This window comes from Streptomyces sp. NPDC017225 (genome assembly GCF_044331465.1).
Classification (GTDB): Bacteria; Actinomycetota; Actinomycetes; order Streptomycetales; family Streptomycetaceae; genus Streptomyces.
In genome coordinates, this window is sequence record NZ_JBIRNE010000004.1 from 94,467 (window position 1) to 116,665 (window position 22,199).

A 22,199-nucleotide genomic window follows, 5' to 3' on the forward strand; every position below is an offset into this window, starting at 1 on the left:
AGTGACGGAGCGTGAAGTGGTCAAGGATATTTCAGTTGTTCCGGAGGTCCAGTTTCTCGAACAAGTGCTGGAATGGATCTCGCTCGGAGAGCTGCGGGTTCCGAAGTTCCAGCGTCCCTTCCTCTGGCGTCCGGAGCAGATGCTCCAGTTGTTCGACAGCATGGAGCGGGGTTACCCCGTGGGCAGTCTTCTCATCTGGGAGACGTCCGAGGCGCTCGCGAGCCTTGATTCGATCGGTGGACGCAGTATCCCGCCGGCGCCGGAAGGGGGAAAGGTGGCCTACGTGCTGGACGGCCACCAGCGGCTCTCGACCCTTTTCGGTGTCCTTCACCGCTCGGCCGACGCCCCCAAGTCCCCTCAGCAGGAGGACTGGATGTGGTGGGTCTACCGGCCACTCGACCGGGCGGATCATGATGGCGTGCGTTACCGCCACTGGAAAAGCGGTGGAAAGGCGCCCGACAGCTACCTGCCCATGAGGTCTGTTTTGCGGACCCTGGACTTCCTCGAATACGCGCGCCAGCTGTCGGACACTTATACCCGTGGTGAGGCTGATCGGCTCACGAAGGAGAGCGAACGCATTGCGCAGCGCGTGAAGAATTACAAAGTCTCTGTCGTGCGCATGCAGGGAGGCACTCTGCAGCAGGCCGTAGAGGTCTTCTCCAGGATCAACAGCAGCGGGCAGAAGATGCGCCCCGATCAGATGGTCTCCGCCTTGACCTACGGAACCACTGGGCCGGAGACGCTCAGTGACAAGATGGAGGAGATCCAGGAGCGTATCGCGGCCTCCGGCTTCGGCGAGATCCCGATCATGACGATTTTCCAGACTGTGCTCGCGTTGTCTGGAGAAGAGGATGTGCAGAACACATCCTGGGAGATGATGGCACGTAAGGTGCAAGGGCAGCTCATGGACGCGGTGGAGAAAACCGACCGCACGTTGCAGGAAGTAGTCGACTTCCTGAAGGCAGAGACCCAGGTCCCCCTCGCCCGCCTGGTTCCGTACAATATTCAGATCATGCTGCTCGCTGTCTTTTTTCACTTCTCAGGACAGGTGGAGAAGGGGCAGTGGAAGAAACTCCGTGACTGGTTCTGGATCACCTCACTCGCGGGGACCTTTGCCGGGGCCAACACCACACAGGTCCGTAAGTTCATCGAAGAGATGAAAGCCTTCGCGGAGGGAAGGCGTGAGCTCGGCTACTCGGCCGAGCGTGCTCGCGCATTTCCTGAACGTTTCGACCTGCGCAGCGCGCGTGTGCGGGCTTACCTTCTCTGGGACCTGCAGACCTTCCCGGGGCGGAAGAATCCTGATGGGAAGCCCATCAATGTGGTCGAGCAGCTCGCGACAGCGCATCGTGAGACCTACCGGCACATCATCACCCAGAGTGGGGTTCCGGGGGCCTCCAGTCCTGCCAACCGCATCGTGATGGCAACACCGCCAGGTATGTCGATCCGACAGGCCCTCATCAGGCTCGCCGAGGAAGGCAAGACCGACATTTTGGATTCCCACGGGGTCAGTCTCGCTTCGATCGAACATCTCAAAGCCGACAACTATGCCGACTTCATTGTCGCGCGTCAGCACGAGGTGGCGTCTCGGGAAAGGGGGTTCATTGAGAGTCTGGGAATTCAGTCATCCGAGCAGGAGTTCGGGGAGGCTGACATCGACACCGAGTGACGGCGGAGAGGGACTGAAGTCGAGTGGGCCAGGGCGCCTGTAACTACATCGCTCGCGTACATCGAGGCAGAGCTGCGCGGGTTTCGGCGACAGAGTGAGGCGTTGTGAGAGGCTGGATCGTATGAACCGCTTGGCCGATGCGACCTCTCCTTACCTGCTTCAGCACGCTGAAAATCCCGTCGACTGGTGGACCTGGGGGCCGGAGGCTTTCGAGGAAGCACGGCGGCGCGACGTGCCCGTCCTGCTGTCGGTCGGTTATTCGGCGTGCCACTGGTGCCACGTGATGGCGCACGAGTCGTTCGAGGACGGGCCCACGGCCGAGTTCCTCAACTCCCACTTCGTGAACGTCAAGGTCGACCGGGAGGAGCGCCCCGACGTCGACGCCGTCTACATGGAGGCCGTGCAGGCGGCGACCGGGCAGGGCGGCTGGCCCATGACCGTGTTCCTGACGCCGGACGCCGAGCCCTTCTACTTCGGCACCTACTACCCGCCCGAGCCCCGGCACGGCATGCCGTCCTTCCGTCAGGTGCTCCAGGGCGTCCACCAGGCGTGGGCCGAGCGGCGCGACGAGGTCACCGAGGTCGCGGGGAAGATCGTGCGGGACCTCGCCGGGCGGGAGATCTCCTACGGCGACGCGCGGCCGCCCGGCCAGGCGGAGCTCGGACAGGCGCTGCTCGGGCTGACCCGGGAGTACGACCCGCAGCGCGGCGGGTTCGGCGGGGCGCCGAAGTTCCCGCCGTCCATGGTGGTCGAGTTCCTGCTGCGCCACCACGCCCGCACCGGCGCCGACGGCGCGCTGGAGATGGCGCGCGACACCTGCGAGCGGATGGCGCGCGGCGGGATCTACGACCAGTTGGGCGGCGGCTTCGCCCGGTACTCCGTCGACCGCGAGTGGGTCGTGCCCCACTTCGAGAAGATGCTCTACGACAACGCCCTGCTGTGCCGTGTCTACGCCCACCTCTGGCGGGCCACCGGCTCGGATCTCGCCCGCCGCGTCGCCCTGGAGACCGCCGACTTCATGGTGCGTGAACTGCGCACCGCCGAGGGCGGCTTCGCCTCCGCGCTGGACGCGGACAGCGACGACGGGATGGGGAAGCACGTCGAGGGCGCGTACTACGTGTGGACGCCCGCGCAGCTCACCGAGGTCCTCGGGGCCGACGACGCGGCACTCGCCGCCCAGTACTTCGGGGTGACCGAGGAGGGCACCTTCGAGCACGGCTCCTCCGTCCTGCAACTGCCGCAGCAGGAGGGTGTGTTCGATGCCGAGCGGATCGCCTCGGTCAGGGCGCGGCTGCTGGCCGCCCGCGACGGGCGCCCCGCTCCGGGCCGGGACGACAAGGTGGTCGCCGCCTGGAACGGGCTCGCGATCGCCGCGCTCGCCGAGACGGGCGCCTACTTCGAGCGCCCCGACCTGGTGGAGGCCGCCGTCGCCGCCGCCGACCTGCTCGTGCGGCTGCATCTCGACGAGCAGGCCCGGCTCTTCCGCACCAGCAAGGACGGCCGGGCCGGCGCCCACGCCGGGGTGCTGGAGGACTACGCCGACGTGGCGGAGGGCTTCCTCGCGCTGGCGTCGGTCACGGGGGAGGGCGTCTGGCTGGACTTCGCCGGACTGCTGCTGGACCACGTCCTGACCCGCTTCACCGACGACTCCGGCTCCCTCTACGACACGGCGTCCGATGCCGAGCGGCTGATCCGCCGCCCGCAGGACCCCACCGACAACGCCACCCCGTCCGGCTGGACCGCCGCCGCCGGCGCCCTGCTGTCCTACGCCGCCCACACCGGGTCCGAGCCGCACCGCACCGCAGCCGAGCACGCCCTCGGCGTGGTGAAGGCGCTCGGTCCGCGGGTCCCGCGCTTCGTCGGCTGGGGGCTGGCGGCGGCGGAGGCGCTGCTCGACGGTCCGCGCGAAGTCGCCGTCGTCGGGCCCGCGTCGGACGACGACGCCGCGAAGGGCCTGCATCGCACGGCACTTCTGGGGACGGCGCCCGGCGCGGTGGTCGCCTTCGGTGTCGAGGGGAGCGACGAGTTCCCCCTGCTCGCCGACCGGCCGCTGGTGGACGGGGCGCCGGCCGCGTACGTCTGCCGGAACTTCACCTGTGACGCGCCGACGACCGACCCGGAGCGACTGCGTGCCGCGCTGCGTACGGCTCTGAACAGCTGAAACGACATAACCGGAAGCGTTCCGGACGCGACCGGCAGGCGAATTGTTCAGACCCGGTCCGCGTGGTGAGGAAACACGCTCTTCACTCAAACACCTTATGGGTTTCACAGGTTACCCCTAGTCTCTTCACCGTGACGCGGCGGAGCGGGCGCCCGGTTCGGGTGCTCCGCCGCGCAGGGGGAGTTCGAAGATCTGGGGGGATCTTTCTTGCTTACGTCCGTCTTCATCGCTGCCGTTTCACTGGCGCTCTTCTGGATGGCGGCGTTCACGCTGTGGTGGCAGATGCACGCCTGGCGTACGCCGGAGGTTCTCGCCTCCACCCGGTTCAGCCCGCCCGACGGCGCCGAGCACGTGTCGTTCTCGCTGCTCCTGCCCGCGCGGCACGAGCAGGCCGTGCTCGACCACACCATCCAGCGGCTGCTGACCTCGTCCCACACCGACTTCGAGATCATCGTGATCGTCGGACACGACGATCCGGAGACCACCGCGGTCGCCGAGAAGGCCGCCGGCGGTGATCCGCGGGTGCGCGTCGTCGTCGACACCCACGAGAAGAAGAACAAGCCGAGGGCCATGAACACGGCGCTGCCGCACTGCCGCGGCGACGTCGTCGGGGTCTTCGACGCCGAGGACCAGGTCCACCCCGAACTGCTCGCCCACGTCGACCACGCCTTCCGCACCACCGGCGCCGACGTCGTGCAGGGCGGGGTCCAGCTGATCAACTTCCACTCCAGCTGGTACAGCCTGCGCAACTGCCTGGAGTACTTCTTCTGGTTCCGTTCCCGGCTGCACCTGCACGCGCAGAAGGGGTTCATCCCCCTCGGCGGCAACACCGTCTTCGTGCGCACGGACGTGCTGCGGGCGGCCGACGGCTGGGACCCGGACTGCCTGGCCGAGGACTGCGACCTGGGCGTCCGGCTCTCCAGCACCGGCAAGAAGGTCGTCGTCGCCTACGACTCCGACATGGTCACCCGGGAGGAGACCCCGGGCACGCTGGTCTCCCTGCTCAAGCAGCGCACCCGCTGGAACCAGGGCTTCCTCCAGGTGTACCGGAAGAAGGACTGGACGCAACTGCCCACCTTCACCCAGCGGTTGCTGGCCCGCTACACCCTGATGACGCCCTTCCTCCAGGCCTTCACCGGCGTGGTCATCCCGCTCAACGTGGCCGTCACGCTCTTCCTGGACGTGCCCGTCGGCATCGCCTTCATCACCTTCCTGCCGGCCGTCACCGCCCTGGTCACCTTCGTCTTCGAGGTCGTCGGCCTGCACGACTTCGGCAAGCAGTACGGCCTGCGGATCCGCTTCACGCACTACCTGAAGCTGGTCGTCGGCGGCCCCTTCTACCAGGTCCTCCTCGCCGGGGCCGCCCTCCGCGCCGTATGGCGCGAGCAGCGCGGCCGCAACGACTGGGAGCTGACCAGCCACGTGGGCGCCCACCTCGCACCCGCGGACCGAGAGGACGTTCCCGCGTGACCGACACCCTCCCCGCGGCGACCGGCACCACGGTCCCCGCGCAGCGCCGGCCTGCCCACGACACCGCCCCGGCCCCCGGGAAGGCGGCGCCGCCGGGCCGTCTGCGCTCCTCACGCCCCGACCTGCTGCTGTGCGGCGGACTCCTCGTGGCGATCATGCTCGTGCAGGGCTGGAACATCTCCGACTACCCGACCCTCAGCGACGACGAGGGCACCTACCTCGCCCAGGCCTGGGCCGTCCAGCAGGGCGAGGGCCTGGCCCACTACACCTACTGGTACGACCACCCGCCGCTCGGCTGGATCCAGATAGCCGTGCTGACCTGGATACCCGCGCTGCTCAGCCCCGAGTCGATGACCGTCGGCACCATGCGCGGCGTGATGCTGATCGTCAGCGCCCTCTCCACGGTCCTGGTCTACGTGATCGCCCGCCGGCTCTCCCTGCCGCGCTGGGCGGCCGGCCTGGCCATGGTCCTGTTCGGCCTCTCCCCGCTGTCCGTCGTCCTCCAGCGGGAGATCTTCCTCGACAACCTCGCGGTGATGTGGACCCTGCTGGCGTTCGCGCTGGCCGCCTCCCCGAGCCGCCACCTGTGGCACCACTTCGGCGCGGGCATCGCCGCCGCCACGGCCGTGCTCACCAAGGAGACGATGCTCCTCGTCCTGCCCGCCGTGCTGGTCACCATGTGGCGGCACAGCCATCCCGACACCCGCAAGTTCGCGGTGACCGGAGCCGTCACGGCCTGCGCGCTCATCGGGTTCTCCTACCCCCTGTTCGCCCTGCTCAAGGGCGAGCTGCTGCCGGGCGCCGGACACGTCTCCCTGTGGGAGGGCATCCAGTACCAGCTGACCCGCCCCGGCTCCGGCTTCATCCTGGACGAGGGCTCCGGCTCGTACGGCGTCCTCCAGTCCTGGCTGTACTACGACCGCGTCCTCCCGCTCGGCGGACTCGCGGGCGCGCTGCTCCTGCTGGCCACCTGGCGCTGGTCGGTCACCGCACGGTCCCTGGCCGGACCGGCCCTGACGGTCGCGATCCTCGCCGTCCTCGCCCTGCGCCCGACCGGCTACCTGCCCGCGATGTACGTCATCCAGGCCCTGCCCTTCCTCGCCCTGGTGCTGGCCGGCGGCACCGCGAGCGTCGCCCACGCCGTACTGCGCCGATGGCGCGCCGAGGCCGAGAGACGAGGGGTGACCCTCGGCCGGTACGCGCTCGCCGGCGTCCTGGTGCTCGCCGCCGGCGCCTACGTCGTACCCCGCTGGTACGACGGCGGCCGCACCGCCGTCACCGCCGACGCCAACGCGCCCTACGAGGCCGCCGCCGACTGGCTGGCGACCGAGGTCCCGGACCCGGAGGACACCCGCGTCCTCGTGGACGACGCGCTCTGGCTGGACCTCGTGCACGCCGGATACGAACCCGGGCTCGGCGTCATCTGGTTCTACAAGGCCGATCTCGACCCGGCGGTGACGAAGACGATGCCGGGCGGCTGGCGCGACGTCGACTACGTGGTCGCCTCACCGACGGTGCGGCGCGACGCGGTCGACCTGCCCAACGTCAAGGCCGCCATGAACCATTCGGCCCCGGTCGCCGTCTTCGGCACCGGTGCGGACCGCATCGAGATCCGCCGAATCCAGCCCTCCGGAGCCGCCCGATGAGCCACGAGTCCACCGTGCCCGACGAGCTGGGCCATCCGGCCGTACGCGCCTCGGAGGTGCCCGAGCCGGGCGCCGTCACCATCGTCGTACCGACCTACAACGAGTCCGGGAACGTACGCCGGCTGCTGCGCCTGATCACCGAGTCCGTGCCGGCCCGGCTGCCCTGCGAGGTCGTCTTCGTGGACGACTCCACCGACGACACGCCGGACGTGATCCGCGCGGTGGCGCCCGACTGCCCCTTCCCGGTCACCGTCCTGCACCGGGACGAGCCGTCCGGCGGGCTCGGCGGCGCGGTCGTCGAGGGCATGAAGGCGGCGGGCTCGGACTGGATCGTCGTCATGGACGGCGACTGCCAGCATCCGCCGTCCCTCGTGCCGGAGCTGGTCGTCACCGGGGAGCGGGCGAACGCCGGACTCGTCGTCGCCTCCCGCTACGTCAAGGGCGGCAGCCGCGCCGGGCTCGCGGGCGGCTACCGGATCGCGGTCTCGCGCGCGGCGACCTGGCTGACCAAGGCGCTCTTCCCGCGCCGGCTGCGCGGCGTCAGCGACCCGATGAGCGGCTTCTTCGCCATCCGCCGCAGCGAGGTCACCGCCGACGCGCTCAAGCCGCTCGGCTACAAGATCCTCCTCGAACTGGCCGTCCGCGGCCGCCCTCAGACGGTCACCGAGGTGCCGTTCGTCTTCGAGGAGCGGTACGCCGGCGAGTCCAAGTCCACGGCGCGGGAGGGGCTGCGCTTCCTGCGCCACCTGGCCGGTCTGCGCACCGCGTCGCCGCTGGCCCGCATGATCGCCTTCGGGCTGATCGGGCTGAGCGGCTTCGTGCCGAACCTCGCCGCCCTGTGGGCGCTGACCGAGGCGGGGCTGCACTACCTGCCCGCCGAGATCGTCGCCAACCAGTTCGGCGTGGCCTGGAACTTCCTGCTCCTGGAGCGGCTGCTCTTCCGCGACCGGCGCCGGCACCGGCACTGGGCCGACCGGACCCTGCGGTTCGCGCTGATAGCCAACGCCGACCTGGTGCTGCGCATACCGCTCATCGCCCTGCTCGTCGGCCAGTTCGGCCTGACCGTGCTGCCCGCCACCGCGCTCGCCCTCGTCATCACCTTCGTCCTGCGCTTCGCCGGGACGGAGGCGCTCGTGTACCTCCCGCGCCGATCCCGTACGGCCGACCGCACAGCAAGGAGTGACGCATGAGAAGCAGACCCCGACGGAGAACCTCCGCCCTCCTGGCGGTGTCCGCCCTCACCGGCGGGCTCCTGCTCACCGCGCCCCAGCCCGCCTCGGCCGCCAACCTGATCAAGAACCCCGGCTTCGAGACCGCCGGCACCGGCGACATGCCGTACTGCTGGGAGAAGTCCGGCTGGGGCGACAACGACTTCACCTTCGAGACCGTCGCCGACGCCCACTCGGGCACCAAGGCCATGAGGGTCGAGCTGACCCGCCGCACCGAGGGCGACCGCAAGGCCCTGATCACGGAGTCCGCCGAGTGCGCGCCGGTGGTGACGGAGGGCAAGCAGTACGACCTGTCCCTCTGGTACAAGACGACCACCCCGGACGCCTCCCTCACGCTCTTCCGGCACGACGCCACCGCGGGCTGGCAGTACTGGACCGACCTCAAGGCCCTCGACCTGGCCGCCGGCTGGACCGAGGCGAGCGTCCGCACCCCCGAGGTCCCGGCGGGCACCGACCGCATCAGCTGGGGCGTCTCCGTCTACGGCACCGGCTCGGCGACCACCGACGACTACACGATGGAGCAGGTCGCCGAACCGGTCCCGGACCCGGACTGCACGGGCACCGCCGAGGAGTGCGCCAACGGCCGCTGGGACGTGCTGCCCACCAAGAACCCGGTCCGCTCCATGCACTCCGTCGTCCTGCACAACGGCAAGGTGCTGCTGATCGCGGGCTCCGGCAACGACCCGGAGATGTTCGAGGCGGGCACCTTCACCTCGGCGGTCTACGACCCGCGGACCGGCGACTACAAGACCGTCCCCACGCCCAAGGACATGTTCTGCGCCGGGCACGTCCAGCTCAAGGACGGCCGCGTCCTCGTCATGAGCGGCAACGCCGGTTACCCCTCGGCGGACGGCACGATCGGCTACCAGGGCTACAAGGACTCGTACGTCTTCGACCCGGAGACCGAGACCTACGTCAAGACCAACGACATGAACGACGGCCACTGGTACCCGTCGGCGACGATCCTCGGCAACGGCGACGTCATCTCCTTCGGCGGGCTGCGCGAGGACTCCACCGGGTCGGTGACGGCCGACCTGTGGTCCGACGAGCAGCAGAAGTGGCTGCCGACCGGGCAGGTCAACCAGACCTGGTCGTACTGGGGCCTGTACCCGTCGATGATCCTGATGCAGGACGGGCGGCTCTTCTACTCCGGCAGCCACGTCTTCGGCAACAACATCCCCGGCACCGGATCCGCGATCTACGACTACGACGCCAACACCATCACCCAGGTGCCGGGCCTCCAGGACAAGGACGTACGCGACCAGTCCGCCAGCGTGCTGCTGCCCCCGGCGCAGGACCAGAAGGTGCTGACCATCGGCGGCGGCAACATCGACTCCAACCCGGACGCCAACCGCCTGACCGACATCATCGACCTCAAGCAGCCCGACCCGGCGTACGTCGCCGGGCCCCCGCTCCCGCAGGGCACGGTGGACTTCGGCGACGGTCCGGTCCCGCAGACCGGCGACCAGGGCAAGATGTACGTCTCCACCGTCCTGCTGCCCGACGGCACGGTGCTGGAGACGGGCGGCGCGCTGCACAACCGGGCCGACCCGGTCTTCGAGACGTCGATCTTCGACCCGGCCACGGAGAGCTTCGACCCGGTGGCCGTCGACCCGGAGGCCCGCGGCTACCACTCCTCGGCGTTCCTGCTGCCCGACGGCCGGGTCATGACGACCGGCGACAACCCGGGCAACGGCTCCTGGAACCACGACGTGTCCGTCTACACCCCGCCCTATCTCCTCAAGGGCGAGCGTCCGACGATCACCTCGGTCATCGACAGCGAGTGGAACTACGGCGACACCCAGCGGATCACCGTGGACCGGCCCATCGCCAAGGCGGAGCTGATCCGCCCCGCCGCCGTCACCCACTCCTCCGACCCGAACCAGCGGTTCGTCGACCTGCCGCTGTCCGTCGACGGCGACAACGTCGACCTCAACGTCACCAGCAACCCCAACCTGGCCCCGCCCGGCTGGTACATGCTCTTCGCGGTCGACGCGAACGGCGTGCCCTCGGTGGCCGAGTGGGTGCGCCTGGACGGCCCGCGGGCGCTCAGCACCAAGGACGCCTCCGCGCACGTCCACTCCTTCGCCGACGCCCCGCAGGGCAAGGTCGCGGGGCCCGGCGAGAAGCGGGCCTCGCAGCCGGTCGGCCCCACCGTCTCCGGCTGCGACCGGCACTACGGCTCCGCCAACGTCTGCGTGCCGACCGCCTTCCCGGCCGAGGTGAAGAAGACGACGGCCGACCGCTGCGACTGGCTGGAGCGCAACGACTACGGCCGCCTGGAGGTCAACGGCCAGGACGACCCGCTGCGCCTGGACCCGGACGGGGACGGCACCGCCTGCGGCACGGGGGACGTCAGGCGCCGCTGAGGATCAGGGCGCCCAGCGTGAGCTGGGCGCCCCACTGCAGACCGACGGCCCAGCACCTGGCGGACGGCCACCGGGTGCGGGGCCACGCCGGCGCCGACACGCCCAGTACGACCGCCGCCCAGAAACAGGCCCACAGCGCCGCGCCCGGGACGGTCGAGCAGTGCTCGCCGTACATCAGACAGCCGCTGCCGCGTTCGGAGGCGAAGACGAGGATCCACGAGACCAGGACGGTCGGCAGGAGCAGGACCAGCCCGGCCACGGAGCACACGGTCAGGGCGCGGGCGGGGGAGCGCGGTCCGGTGGCGGGCCAGGGCGCGGGGCCGGTCCGCGCCGCGGAACGTGGTTGCGGAGAACTCATACCGCCCATCCCACCGCGCGGGCCGCCCCCGGTGACCGGCGCGGATACTCGACCGCCGTACTCAACCCTCCTGAGTACCCCGGCGCACCGCCGCCTCCACGATGGCCTCCAACTGCTCGTGGTGCGCGCCCTTCCAGTACGCGCGCCCGCACGCGCGGCACCGCGCGAACACGTCGTACGACCGTTCGGTACCGCCCTTGAGCTGGTCGGCCACCTCCTCCTTGGTGGCCTGTCCCAGCAGTCCGTTGCACGCGGTGCACCTGGTCCACGGGCGAAGCCCGGGGCAGAAGCGGTCCAGGACCTCCTGGAGCTGGTCGTCGGGGCGGGTGCTGTAGACGTAGGCGCCGGCCCACAGCTCGCGGCGGCGCAGCAGGCCGCGGTCGCGGCTGAGCATGACCCGCTTCTCGGCCGCGGACAGCGCGGCGAGCGCCGGGTCGCCGAGGTCCGTCGACTGGTACGCCGTGTCCACGCCGAGCAGCCGCAGCCGGCGGGCGAGGGTGCCGAGGTGCACGTCGAGCAGGAAGCGCAGGGGAGCGCCCGGGACCCGCTGGGGGTGTTCGACGGGGCGTACGCTCACCGACTCGCCGCCCGTGGGGACGTGTCCGGGCGGCACCTCGCGGCCGTCCACGAGGAGCGTGCCGACCTCGGTGAGCGGGACGCCGAGGGACTCGACGACATGGCCGAGCGTGGAGACTCCGTCGGTGGCCGCGCGGGCGGCTCCGGTGGGGCGGGCGCGCGGCACGAACAGGCGCAGTTCCGGGGCGAACTCGACGTGGATCTCAGGACCGTTCACGCGGTCAGGATGCCACGGGGGGAGGGGTGCGGCCCCGGTTTTTCCGGGGCCCCGGAACCTAGTACGCGATCAGCGAGATCCCCACGTAGTGCGCGATGAAGGCCGCCAGCGTGAAGGAGTGGAAGACCTCGTGGAAGCCGAACCAGCGCGGTGACGGGTTGGGCCGCTTGAGGCCGTAGATCACCCCACCCGCGCTGTAGAGCAGCCCGCCCGCGATCACCAGCACCAGGACGGCGATGCCGCCGGCCCGCATGAACTCGGGGAGGTAGAAGACGGCCGCCCAGCCCATGGCGAGGTAGCACGGGGTGTAGAGCCAGCGCGGGGCGCCGACCCAGAAGACGCGGAAGAGGATGCCCGCCGCCGCGGCGGCCCAGATGCCCCACAGCAGCCACTGCCCCTTGGCCTCGGGGAGCAGGAGCATCGTGAGCGGTGTGTAGGTGCCCGCGATGATCAGGAAGATGTTGGCGTGGTCGAGGCGGCGCAGCAAGCCGTCCATCCGCGGGCTCCAGTCGCCCCGGTGGTAGAGCGCGCTGACGCCGAACAGCAGACAGGCCGTGAGGACGTAGATCCCGCAGGCGATGCGTGCTTCGGTCGACTCGGCGAGGGCGGTGAGCACCAGGCCCGCGACGAGGACGGCCGGAAACATGCCGAGATGCAGCCAGCCGCGCAACTTGGGCTTGACCGGATGCGGCAGATCGAGCGCTACAGGGCCGCGGCCGGCGGCCGGCGTGTCCCTGGGCGCGTCGGAGGCGGACGCAGTCATAGGGGCATCGTACCTACGGAACCGTAAGTTACGCATCAGTACGGACATTCGCGGGTGCCGAGTGGTCATCGTCTCACGGGGTGCCCGGCCACGCACCCTCTCGTGCCCGCTCGGGCCTCCGGCGCGAGCACGTGGCGATCCTCACTCCGCTCAGGTGTGACGCCCTCTGGACAGATGGGCGCTCGCGTCGGATGATCAAATGAGTGCGGTCGACACCGGATGAGCGCCCAAGAGGACGACGTCACGCATCCGGGTCGCAGCCCCCACGGGGCCTCCCAACAAAAAACCCCTCATTTAGGAGCAATCGTGGCGCGCGACATCGCTGCTCCCGCCGTCCCCACCAACCACCAGGAGCTGATCTCGTGGGTGAACGAGATCGCCGAACTGACCCAGCCGGACGAAGTGGTCTGGTGTGACGGATCCGAGGCCGAGTACGAGCGCCTGTGCGGGGAGCTCGTCGAGAAGGGCACCTTCCGCAGGCTCGACCCGGTCAAGCGCCCGAACTCCTACTACGCGGCCTCCGACCCCTCCGACGTCGCGCGTGTGGAGGACCGGACCTTCATCTGCTCCGCGAAGGAGGAGGACGCCGGCCCGACCAACCACTGGAAGGACCCCGCCGAGATGCGGGAGGTCTTCCGGGGGGCGGGTGGGCAGGGCGGCCTGTTCCGCGGCTCGATGCGCGGCCGGACCATGTACGTCGTGCCCTTCTGCATGGGTCCGCTCGGCTCCCCGCTCTCCGCGCTCGGCGTCGAGATCACCGACTCCGCGTACGTCGCCGTCTCCATGCGCACCATGACCCGCATGGGACAGCCGGTCCTGGACGAGCTCGGCGACGACGGCTTCTTCGTCAAGGCCGTGCACACCCTCGGTGCCCCGCTGGAGCAGGGCCAGGAGGACGTCCCGTGGCCGTGCAACAGCACCAAGTACATCTCGCACTTCCCCGAGGACCGCGAGATCTGGTCCTACGGCTCCGGCTACGGCGGCAACGCCCTGCTCGGCAAGAAGTGCTACGCCCTGCGCATCGCCTCCGTCATGGCCCGCGACGAGGGCTGGCTCGCCGAGCACATGCTCGTGCTGAAGCTGACCCCGCCCACCGGCGAGCCCAAGTACGTCGCCGCCGCCTTCCCGTCGGCCTGCGGCAAGACCAACCTCGCCATGCTGGAGCCCACGATCTCCGGCTGGACCGTCGAGACGATCGGCGACGACATCGCCTGGATGCGCTTCGGCGAGGACGGCCGCCTGTACGCCATCAACCCCGAGGCCGGCTTCTTCGGCGTCGCGCCCGGCACCGGTGAGCACACCAACGCCAACGCGATGAAGACCCTGTGGGGCAACTCCGTCTTCACCAACGTCGCCCTCACCGACGACAACGACGTGTGGTGGGAGGGCATGACCGAGGAGACGCCCGCCCACCTGACGGACTGGAAGGGCAACGACTGGACGCCCGAGTCCTCCGCGCCCGCCGCGCACCCCAACGCCCGCTTCACCACCCCCGCCGCGCAGTGCCCGATCATCGCGCCGGAGTGGGAGGACCCGGGGGGTGTGCCGATCTCGGCGATCCTCTTCGGCGGGCGCCGCGCCACCGCCGTACCGCTGGTCACCGAGTCCTTCGACTGGAACCACGGCGTCTTCCTCGGCGCCAACGTGGCCTCCGAGAAGACGGCCGCCGCCGAGGGCAAGGTCGGCGAGCTGCGCCGCGACCCCTTCGCCATGCTGCCGTTCTGCGGCTACAACATGGGCGACTACATGGGTCACTGGGTCGACGTGGCCAAGGACAAGGACCAGGCCAAGCTGCCCAAGATCTACTACGTCAACTGGTTCCGCAAGGACGACCAGGGCAGGTTCGTCTGGCCGGGCTTCGGTGAGAACGGCCGCGTCCTGAAGTGGATCGTGGAGCGCCTGGAGGGCAAGGCGGACGGCGTCGAGACCCCGATCGGTGTCCTGCCGACCAGGGAGTCCCTCGACACCGACGGCCTGGACCTCGCCGACGCCGACCTGGACTTCCTGCTCGGCGTCGACAAGGAGGTGTGGCGCGAGGAGGCGGCGCTCGTCCCCGAGCACTTCAACACCTTCGGCGACCACACGCCCACCGAGCTGTGGGACCAGTACCACAACCTGGTGAAGCGCCTGGGCTGACCGTCACCCCGGCACCCACCCAGCTCCGCGGCCGGTCCGACTAGCCCTGACCCGCGAGTCGTCACGAAGGCAGGCCGCGAGGGGACCTCCCCGCGCTCCAGTAGCTCAGCAGTACCCCGGAGTACGGAGAGCTCCCGCTCGGGCCGGGTCACCGCACAACGGCGTGCGGCTGACCCGGCCCTTCACCATTCCGACGCCGGTGCGCGGGGAACCGCGCGACCAGCCACGACGGACGGGGAAGCCGCCAACCGGCAGCCAGGCCCACGGCGCCGTAGCGATCCAGCCAACGCCAACGCGGTGAATGGCACCCGGTCCGCGCGTCGCTGCGGGTGCGCGCGGACCGGGGCCGTGTGGGGGAGCCCTGTGCGGGCTCAGGGGGCCGGGCCCGTGGGGAACGGGCTCAGTGGGACGCGAGTGCGCGCGGCTCCAGGGCCGCCGCGTGCGCGTCCATGCGCTCGGCGGTCAGGATCGCGACCGCCGTGTCGGCGCGGGAGGCCGCCACCACCAGGGCGCGGCCCGCCAGGGTGTGCGCCCGCCGGTGCAGGGCCGCCGGCCGCGGATCGGGGCGGTCGGCGGTCACCGGCGCGCGGACCGGCTCCGGTCCGCCCCGCAGCCGGGCCACCTGCTCGGCGAGCCGCTCGGCCGCGGCGTCCAGGTCGGGGGAGGGGGCCGGGGCGCGCAGCTCGTCTGTGACGGCGAGCAGTGCCGCGAGGTGGCCCGCGAGCTGGATGTCCAGCTCTTCCTCCCGGGACCGGTGGGGGAAGTCCGAGGTGCTGCCGGCCGTCGTGCTGTGGACGGACCTGGTGCGGATCGGTTCGTACATGGGACGGCCTCCTGAGTGCTTCAGGAAACCATCCTACATTGGATTCAATCTAAAGTTGACAGCGATCGGGTTTTGGTTCAGGGCTGGCTGTAGCCGTCCAGGAAGTTCCCGATCCTGCCCACCGCCTCGCGCAGGTCACTGGCCGTCGGCAGGGTCACCACCCGGAAGTGGTCGGGCTCGGGCCAGTTGAAGCCGGTGCCCTGGACGACCATGATCTTCTCCTGGCGCAGCAGGTCCAGGACCATCCGCCGGTCGTCCTTGATCTTGAACACCTTGGGGTCGAGCCTCGGGAAGAGATACAGCGCGCCCTTCGGCTTCACGCAGGTCACGCCCGGAATACTGGTCAGCGCCTCGTGGGCGGCGTCCCGCTGCTCCCGCAGCCGCCCGCCCGGCAGCACCAGCTCGTTGATGGTCTGCCGCCCGCTGAGCGCGGCGACCACGCCGTGCTGCCCCGGCATGTTGGCGCACAGCCGCATGTTCGCCAGGACCGTCAGGCCCTCGATGTAGGACGCGGCGTGCGCGCGCGGCCCGGAGACCGACATCCAGCCGACCCGGTAGCCGGCCACCCGGTACGCCTTCGACATGCCGTTGAAGGTGAGGGTGAGCAGGTCCGGGGCGATCGAGGCGGTCGGGGTGTGCGTGGCCTCGTCGTAGAGGATCTTGTCGTAGATCTCGTCGGAGCAGACCAGCAGGTTGTGCCGGCGCGCGATGTCGGTCAGCCCGCGCAGCACCGCCTCGTCGTACACCGCGCCCGTCGGGTTGTTCGGGTTGATGACGACGAGCGCCTTGGTGCGGTCGGTGATCTTCCGCTCCACGTCCGCGAGGTCCGGCATCCAGTCGGACTGCTCGTCGCAGCGGTAGTGCACCGCCGTCCCGCCGGAGAGCGAGACGGCGGCCGTCCACAGGGGGTAGTCGGGTGCCGGGACCAGGACCTCGTCGCCGTCGTCCAGCAGCCCCTGCATCGCCATCACGATCAGCTCGGAGACGCCGTTGCCGATGAAGACGTGCTCGACGTCCGTCTCGATGCCGAGGGTCTGGTTGTGCATGACGACCGCCCGGCGCGCCGCCAGCAGGCCCTTCGCGTCGCCGTACCCGTGGGCCGTCGACACGTTGCGGAGGATGTCCTCCAGGATCTCCGGCGGACACTCGAAGCCGAAGGCGGCCGGGTTGCCGGTGTTCAGCTTCAGGATGCGGTGCCCGGCCGCTTCCAGCCGCATCGCCTCCTCGAGCACCGGGCCCCGGATCTCGTAACAGACGTTGGCGAGCTTGGTCGACTGGATCACCTGCATGTCCGTGAGCTTACGACCCGGTTGCGCGTCATGGGCCGTGTTGTCCGCCACGTGGGACGTGTGGTTTGGGTGGATTACCGACGACTGTGCCGCAGCGGCAGGGCCGCCGCCCGGCACTGACCCGGGCGGTCACCGGGCAACGGCCGGTGACCGCCCGAAGGAGCTACCTCGGAGTCCGCCGCACCGACCGCCCCGCCAGTACGTCCGTGCGCCGTCCGTCCTCCATCACGAACCGCCCGTCGACCAGCACGTACGGGATGCCCGTCGGCAGCACGCGCGGGTTCTCGTACGTGCTGCCCGCCGCGACCGTCGCCGGGTCGAAGAGCACCAGGTCGGCCCGGTACCCCTCGCGGACCAGCCCGCGGTCCGGCAGCCGCAGCCGGGCCGCCGGACGCGAGGTGAGGTGGGCGACACACTCCTCCAGCGGGAGCACGCCCAGTTCGCGCACGTAGTGCCCGAGGTAGTGCGGGAAGGTGCCGTAGGCGCGCGGGTGCGGCTTGGCGCCCTGGAGGATGCCGTCCGAACCGCCGGTGTGGACCCGGTGCCGCATGATCGCGCGCACGTTCTCCTCGTGGCCGACGTGCTGGAGGATGGTCGGGGCCAGCCGGTCGGTCAGCAGGAGGCGGCGGGCGGTCGTCCACGGGGTCTCGCCGCGCAGCCGCGCCGACTCCATGACCGTACGGCCGACGTACTCGCCGAGCGCCGGGTCGCCCGTGCCGGATATCTCGATCGTGTCCCACTCCATGGGCACGCCGTGGCAGCCGTCGGAGCCGATCTCCTCGATGTGGTGGCGGATGCGTTCGGCGGTGTCGTCGTCCGACAGCCGCTTCATGATCTGCTCCGGGCCGCCCTCGCTCGCCCAGCTCGGCAGCATGGCCACGAGGGTGGTGCAGCCGGGGGTGTAGGGGTACGTGTCGAGGGTGATGTCGGCCCCGGTGGCCAGCGCGTCGTCGAGCAGCGCCAGCAGCTCGGGTGCCTTGCCCCTGTTCACGCCGAAGTTCATGGTGGCGTGGGCCAGGTGGAGGGGGCACTTGGCCTCCCGCGTCAGTTCCACCATCTCCTCGTACGCCGTCAGGGCCCCGGCGCCGTACGAGCGGTGGTGCGGGCAGTAGTAGCCGCCGTACGACGCCACCACCCGGCACAGCTCGGTCAGCTCCGTGTCCTTGGCGTACATGCCGGGCGTGTACGTCAGCCCGGACGACATGCCGACCGCGCCCTGCTCCATGCCCTCGGCGACCAGGCGGCGCATGTGCTCCAGCTCGGCCTCGGTCGCCTCCCGGTCGTCCCAGCCGACCGCGAGGGCGCGCACCGTGCCCTGGGGAATCAGGTAGGCGGCGTTGACGGCGATGCCCCGGTCGAGCCGGTCCAGGTACTCGCCGACCGACCGCCAGTCGAAGTCGACGTCGTCGCCGGCGCCGTTCCACCCGGCGATGGCGCGGCGCACCTCGCCGAGGGTGCGGTCGTCGACCGGCGCGTACGACAGCCCGTCCTGGCCGATGACCTCCAGGGTGACGCCCTGTGCGGCCTTGGCGCTGTGGTCGGGGTCCCGCAGCAGCGCCAGGTCGCTGTGCGCGTGCATGTCGATGAAACCGGGGGCCAGGACCAGGCCCTCGGCGTCCAGCTCCCGGCGTGCCTTCGGGCGCTGGCAGCCGGCGGCCGCCGCCTCCTTGACGATCGAGACGATCCGGCCGCCGTCGACCACGACGTCCGCACGGTAGGAGTCCGCGCCGGAGCCGTCCACGACGTCGGCGTCCCGGATGACCAGCTCTTCCATGTCCCGCTCCTTTGCGAAGTCCTTCTAGAAGAACGTACGGATGTAGTCGACGACCGTCCCGTCCGCCTGCGCGAGGGGGATCAGCTGCCACTTGTCGAAGGACGTGCACGGGTGGGACAGGCCCAGGCCCACCCAGTCGCCGACCTCCAGGTCCGCCTCCGGCGCCGTGCGCAGCCAGGCATGCTGGTCGGACAGGCCGCTCACCGTGATGCCGGTGGCCGCCCGCTCCGGGCCGCCGTCCGCAGGGCGCACCACCTGCGCGAACGGCAGGTCGAGGTCGTACGCCGCGTCCCGCTTGCCCGCGTTGGCGAAGGCCTGGCCGGGCGAGGGGCGGGAGACGACCTGCGTCCACAGCCGGAACGCCGGCTCAAGGGCGCCCTCGTCGGGGACGCGGTTGAAGGGGGTCACCTCGCGGTAGTGACCGTCGTCGTGCGAGACGTACGCGCCCGAGCGCAGCAGCTTCAGCACGGGCAGGGAGAGGTCGGGGACCTCGGCGAACACGTCGGCCACCGCGTCGAACCAGGCGCTGCCGCCCGCGCTCAGCACGACCTCCTCCAGGCCGGCGAACCGCCCCGCCTTGTCGAAGTCCACGGCCAGCGCGACCAGCCGCCGCAGCCACGCGCGCACCCGCTCCGGGTCGGCGTCCGGCACCTCGCCCTCGTACCCGGCGACACCGGCCAGCCGCAGCGTCCGCGCGCCGGCCACCGCGTCGGCGACCGCCGCGCACCCGTCCTCGGTGCGCACCCCGGTCCGGGCGCCCTCACCGGCACCCAGCTCGACCACGACGTCCACCGGGCGCGAGGCGCCCGCGTCGGTCAGCGCGGCGTCCATCAGCCGGGCGCCGCGCACGGAGTCCACGTAGCAGACGAAGCGGAAGTCCGGGTCGGCGTCCAGCTCCGAGGCGATCCAACGCAGGGCGGCGGCGTCGACCAGCTCGTTGGCGAGGAAGATCCGCCGGACGCCGAAGGCGCGGGCGACCCGCACCTGGTGCGGCACGGCGAGGGTGATGCCCCAGGCGCCGTGCTCGATCTGGCGGTGGAAGAGCTGCGGGGCCATGGAGGTCTTGCCGTGCGGCGCGAAGGCGAGGCCGTGCCGGGCGGCGTACGTCTCCATCAGCGCGAGGTTGTGCTCCAGGCGCTCGGCGGACAGGGCCAGCAGGGGGGTGGCGAAACCGCCGGTGAAGAGGTTGCGGCGCTGACCGGCCAGCTCGGCGACGGTCAGGCCGTCGGCGTCCGGCGGGAGGCCCTTGAAACGGTGGTCGACGCGCTCCTCGGCCAGACGGGCGAGGGCTTCGGTGCCGGTATCGAGGGCCATGGAGCCTCCCTGATCTGATGCGTTGCAAATATTGCAACGATCGTTGCGTATATCGCTTACTGCTGTCTAACATCTCGGCGAACGCGGGGTCAACGGAGCCGCCGCCCGCGAGACGCGCTAGGAGCCAAGACCATCGTGACCGTCGACGGACCCCGCAGCACCGCCCCCGACACGGTGGACGTCGTCGCGCTCGGCGAGTCCATGGTCACCTTCCTCCCCTCCGTGCCCGGGCGCCTCGCCGACGTCCCCTCCTTCGACCGGGCCATCGGCGGCGCCGAGTCCAACGTGGCCTGCGTGCTGGCCGCCGCCGGGCACTCCGTCCGCTGGGTCGGCCGGGTCGGCGCCGACGGCTTCGGCGACCACCTCACCGAGGCGATCGGCGCCTACGGCGTCGACGTCCTGTCCGTCCGCCGCGACCCCGTCCGCCCGACCGGCGTCTACTTCCGCACCGCCGGCGACCGCGCCACCGACGCCCACGAGGTCGCGTACTACCGGGCGGGCTCGGCCGCCTCCGCGATGTCGGTGAACAACATGGACCTCGACACGATCCGCTCCGGGCGCGTCCTGCACCTCTCCGGCATCACCCCCGCGCTCTCCGCCGACTGCCTCGCCCTGATGCGCGAACTCACCGCCCGCCGCCCCGGCCGTCCCCTCGTCTCCTTCGACGTCAACCACCGCCCGGGGCTGTGGCGCGACGCCGAGGACGGCCCCGAGGTGCTCAAGGAGCTGGCGCGCGGCGCCGACATCGTCTTCGTCGGCGAGGACGAGGCATGGGGACTGGGCGGCCCCGAGGCCGTGCGCGCCGCACTGCCCGAGCCCGAGCTGCTCGTCGTCAAGCAGGGCGCGACCGGAGCCACCGCCTTCCACGGACCGCACGTCACCACCGTCCCCGCCCTCACCGTCGACGTCGTCGCCGCCGTCGGCGCGGGCGACGCCTTCGCCGCCGGGTTCCTCTCCGCCACCCTGCGCGACCTGCCCGTGCGCGAGCGCCTGCGCCACGGCCACCTGATGGCCGCCGCCGCCCTCACCGCCCCCGGCGACCTCGCCACACCCCCCGCCCGGCACCACGCCGACCGGCTGGCCGCCCTCGACGACGCCGCGTGGGGGAGACTGCGACTCGGCCCCGGCTGGACACAGGCCGGCGAAAGGGCCGAGGAGGAGGTACGTACGCCATGAGTCAGACCGTCGACCGCGCGCTGAGCATCCTGCCGCTGCTCGCCGAGGGCCCCGCCGACCTGGGCCGGGTCGCCGACCGGCTCGGCGTCCACAAGTCCACGGCCCTGCGCCTGCTGCGCACCCTGCACGAGCACGGCTTCGTCTACCGCCAGTCCGACCAGCGCTACCGCCTCGGCGCCCGGCTCATCGCCCTCGCCCAGGAGGCGATGGAGAACCTCGACGTCCGCGAGATCGCCCACCCCCACCTCATACGCCTCAACGAGCAGTGCGGACACACCGTCCACCTCGCCGTCTACGAGGAGAACGAGGTCCTCTACATCGACAAGGTGGAGAGCCGCTACCCGGTCCGCATGTACTCGCGGATCGGCAAGCCCGTCGCCATCACCGTCGCGGCCGTGGCCAAACTGCTGCTCGCGGACCTCCCCGAGAACGAGCGCCGAGCCGTGGTCGAGAAGCTCGACTACCCCCTGTACACGGCCCGTTCGACACCGAACGCCGACGGTTTCCTCAAGGAACTGGCCAAGGTGCGCGAACAGGGCTGGGCCACCGACCTCGGTGGCCACGAGGAGTCCATCAACTGCGTCGCCGCGCCCATCCGGGGCGCCGACGGCCGGGTGACGGCCGCGATGTCGGTCTCCGCGCCGAACGTCGTCGTCACCGCCGACGAACTCCTCACCCTGCTCCCGCTGGTGCGCCGTACGGCGGACGCCATCAGCGGCGAGTACTCCGGCAGGACCCCAGTCAAGGAAGTCACCGCATGACCGACAAGATCGCTCTCACCCCCGCGACCCACACCGTCCCCCCGGCGAAGTTCAGCCACGGCGTCCGCAAGGGCAACATCCTCCAGGTCGCCGGCCAGGTCGGCTTCCTCCCCCACGAGGAGGGCAAGGCCCCCACCCCGGCCGGCCCCACCCTGCGCGAGCAGACCCTCCAGACCCTCGCCAACGTCAAGGCGATCCTGGAGGAGGGCGGCGCCTCCTGGGACGACGTGATGATGATCCGCGTCTACCTCACGGACGTCGACCACTTCGCCGAGATGAACGAGATCTACAACGCCTACTTCCAGGAGCAGGGCCTCACCCAGCCGCCGGCCGCGCGCACGACCGTCTACGTCGGTCTGCCCGCCGGACTCCTCATCGAGATCGACGCGCTGGCCGTCCTCGGCTGACCCTCTCCTCGGTCTTCCCCTCCCCACCGTCTGTTGCCTGTCGCACGGCACGGTGCCCCTT

Annotated in this window: 17 protein-coding genes; 10 read left to right on the plus strand and 7 right to left on the minus strand. The window is 70.7% G+C overall.

The features are described from left to right. The first annotated feature begins 1 nt into the window (after position 1). The 6 genes from ACH4NX_RS11115 to ACH4NX_RS11140 all read left to right on the plus strand — a co-directional run bounded on the left by ACH4NX_RS11115 (position 2) and on the right by ACH4NX_RS11140 (position 10,544). Positions 2-1,669, plus strand: coding sequence for a DUF262 domain-containing protein (locus tag ACH4NX_RS11115; RefSeq protein WP_398127914.1), 1,668 nt, complete (start codon positions 2-4; stop codon positions 1,667-1,669). A gap of 121 nt (positions 1,670-1,790) precedes the next feature. Then, entirely contained in the window at positions 1,791-3,830 is a 2,040-nt protein-coding gene (locus ACH4NX_RS11120) for a thioredoxin domain-containing protein (protein WP_398127913.1), read from the plus strand. A 207-nt stretch (positions 3,831-4,037) separates the two neighbouring features. Further along, positions 4,038-5,300 (plus strand): glycosyltransferase, encoded by a 1,263-nt coding sequence (locus ACH4NX_RS11125; protein WP_351397427.1) that lies wholly within the window; start codon positions 4,038-4,040, stop codon positions 5,298-5,300. Then, a complete protein-coding gene (locus ACH4NX_RS11130) occupies positions 5,297-6,946 on the plus strand; it encodes a phospholipid carrier-dependent glycosyltransferase (protein WP_351397424.1) in 1,650 nt (549 codons plus the stop codon). The genes ACH4NX_RS11125 and ACH4NX_RS11130 overlap by 4 nt, the downstream gene beginning before the upstream one ends. Continuing rightward, positions 6,943-8,136, plus strand: coding sequence for a glycosyltransferase (locus ACH4NX_RS11135; protein WP_398127912.1), 1,194 nt, complete (start codon positions 6,943-6,945; stop codon positions 8,134-8,136). Before ACH4NX_RS11130 ends, ACH4NX_RS11135 begins: the two co-directional genes overlap by 4 nt. Beyond that, entirely contained in the window at positions 8,133-10,544 is a 2,412-nt protein-coding gene (locus ACH4NX_RS11140) for a galactose oxidase-like domain-containing protein (RefSeq protein WP_398127911.1), read from the plus strand. The genes ACH4NX_RS11135 and ACH4NX_RS11140 overlap by 4 nt, the downstream gene beginning before the upstream one ends. Here ACH4NX_RS11140 and ACH4NX_RS11145 read toward each other — a convergent pair. The 3 genes from ACH4NX_RS11145 to ACH4NX_RS11155 all read right to left on the minus strand — a co-directional run bounded on the left by ACH4NX_RS11145 (position 10,531) and on the right by ACH4NX_RS11155 (position 12,458). Beyond that, entirely contained in the window at positions 10,531-10,902 is a 372-nt protein-coding gene (locus ACH4NX_RS11145; protein ID WP_398127910.1) for a hypothetical protein, read from the minus strand. The genes ACH4NX_RS11140 and ACH4NX_RS11145 overlap by 14 nt on opposite strands. 61 nt (positions 10,903-10,963) lie before the next feature. Beyond that, positions 10,964-11,695 (minus strand): Mut7-C RNAse domain-containing protein, encoded by a 732-nt coding sequence (locus tag ACH4NX_RS11150; RefSeq protein ID WP_351397412.1) that lies wholly within the window; start codon positions 11,693-11,695, stop codon positions 10,964-10,966. Positions 11,696-11,753: 58 nt separating this feature from the next. Further along, positions 11,754-12,458, minus strand: coding sequence for a hemolysin III family protein (locus tag ACH4NX_RS11155; protein ID WP_398127909.1), 705 nt, complete (start codon positions 12,456-12,458; stop codon positions 11,754-11,756). Between the two features lie 306 nt (positions 12,459-12,764). Between ACH4NX_RS11155 and ACH4NX_RS11160 the strand changes: the two genes are divergently transcribed. Continuing rightward, on the plus strand, positions 12,765-14,594 hold the full coding sequence (locus tag ACH4NX_RS11160) for a phosphoenolpyruvate carboxykinase (GTP) (RefSeq protein ID WP_398127908.1): 1,830 nt from the start codon (positions 12,765-12,767) through the stop codon (positions 14,592-14,594). A 400-nt stretch (positions 14,595-14,994) separates the two neighbouring features. Here ACH4NX_RS11160 and ACH4NX_RS11165 read toward each other — a convergent pair whose 3' ends face one another. From ACH4NX_RS11165 to ACH4NX_RS11180, 4 genes are all read right to left on the minus strand, one after another. Continuing rightward, positions 14,995-15,417: a hypothetical protein gene (locus tag ACH4NX_RS11165; RefSeq protein WP_351397403.1), complete on the minus strand. Its 423-nt coding sequence runs from the start codon at positions 15,415-15,417 to the stop codon at positions 14,995-14,997. A gap of 77 nt (positions 15,418-15,494) precedes the next feature. Continuing rightward, entirely contained in the window at positions 15,495-16,706 is a 1,212-nt protein-coding gene (locus ACH4NX_RS11170; protein WP_351397400.1) for a pyridoxal phosphate-dependent aminotransferase, read from the minus strand. A 163-nt stretch (positions 16,707-16,869) separates the two neighbouring features. Continuing rightward, positions 16,870-18,480, minus strand: a complete 1,611-nt coding sequence (locus tag ACH4NX_RS11175) for an amidohydrolase family protein (RefSeq protein ID WP_398127907.1) — start codon at positions 18,478-18,480, stop codon at positions 16,870-16,872. Positions 18,481-18,504: 24 nt separating this feature from the next. Next, the gene (locus tag ACH4NX_RS11180; RefSeq protein WP_398127906.1) at positions 18,505-19,794 is read right to left on the minus strand and encodes an amino acid deaminase; all 1,290 of its coding nucleotides are present in this window, start codon (positions 19,792-19,794) and stop codon (positions 18,505-18,507) included. Positions 19,795-19,929: 135 nt separating this feature from the next. Here ACH4NX_RS11180 and ACH4NX_RS11185 point away from each other — a divergent pair, with 135 nt between their 5' ends. From ACH4NX_RS11185 to ACH4NX_RS11195, 3 genes are read left to right on the plus strand one after another with little or no spacing between them, the layout of a single operon-like run. Then, entirely contained in the window at positions 19,930-20,970 is a 1,041-nt protein-coding gene (locus ACH4NX_RS11185; protein WP_351397391.1) for a sugar kinase, read from the plus strand. Then, complete coding sequence (locus ACH4NX_RS11190; protein WP_351397388.1) at positions 20,967-21,731, plus strand: IclR family transcriptional regulator; 765 nt, start codon at positions 20,967-20,969, stop codon at positions 21,729-21,731. The genes ACH4NX_RS11185 and ACH4NX_RS11190 overlap by 4 nt, the downstream gene beginning before the upstream one ends. Further along, positions 21,728-22,138, plus strand: coding sequence for a RidA family protein (locus tag ACH4NX_RS11195; RefSeq protein WP_351397386.1), 411 nt, complete (start codon positions 21,728-21,730; stop codon positions 22,136-22,138). The genes ACH4NX_RS11190 and ACH4NX_RS11195 overlap by 4 nt, the downstream gene beginning before the upstream one ends. The last annotated feature ends 61 nt before the right edge of the window (positions 22,139-22,199 follow it).

Coding starts and splice junctions, on each gene's coding strand:
- ACH4NX_RS11120 (WP_398127913.1), top strand. CDS start 1,791: ATGAACCGCTTGGCCGATGCGACCTCTCCTTACCTGCTTCAGCACGCT.
- ACH4NX_RS11135 (WP_398127912.1), top strand. CDS start 6,943: ATGAGCCACGAGTCCACCGTGCCCGACGAGCTGGGCCATCCGGCCGTA.
- ACH4NX_RS11140 (WP_398127911.1), top strand. CDS start 8,133: ATGAGAAGCAGACCCCGACGGAGAACCTCCGCCCTCCTGGCGGTGTCC.
- ACH4NX_RS11145 (WP_398127910.1), bottom strand. CDS start 10,902: ATGAGTTCTCCGCAACCACGTTCCGCGGCGCGGACCGGCCCCGCGCCC.
- ACH4NX_RS11155 (WP_398127909.1), bottom strand. CDS start 12,458: ATGACTGCGTCCGCCTCCGACGCGCCCAGGGACACGCCGGCCGCCGGC.
- ACH4NX_RS11165 (WP_351397403.1), bottom strand. CDS start 15,417: ATGTACGAACCGATCCGCACCAGGTCCGTCCACAGCACGACGGCCGGC.
- ACH4NX_RS11170 (WP_351397400.1), bottom strand. CDS start 16,706: ATGCAGGTGATCCAGTCGACCAAGCTCGCCAACGTCTGTTACGAGATC.
- ACH4NX_RS11175 (WP_398127907.1), bottom strand. CDS start 18,480: ATGGAAGAGCTGGTCATCCGGGACGCCGACGTCGTGGACGGCTCCGGC.
- ACH4NX_RS11180 (WP_398127906.1), bottom strand. CDS start 19,794: ATGGCCCTCGATACCGGCACCGAAGCCCTCGCCCGTCTGGCCGAGGAG.
- ACH4NX_RS11190 (WP_351397388.1), top strand. CDS start 20,967: ATGAGTCAGACCGTCGACCGCGCGCTGAGCATCCTGCCGCTGCTCGCC.
- ACH4NX_RS11195 (WP_351397386.1), top strand. CDS start 21,728: ATGACCGACAAGATCGCTCTCACCCCCGCGACCCACACCGTCCCCCCG.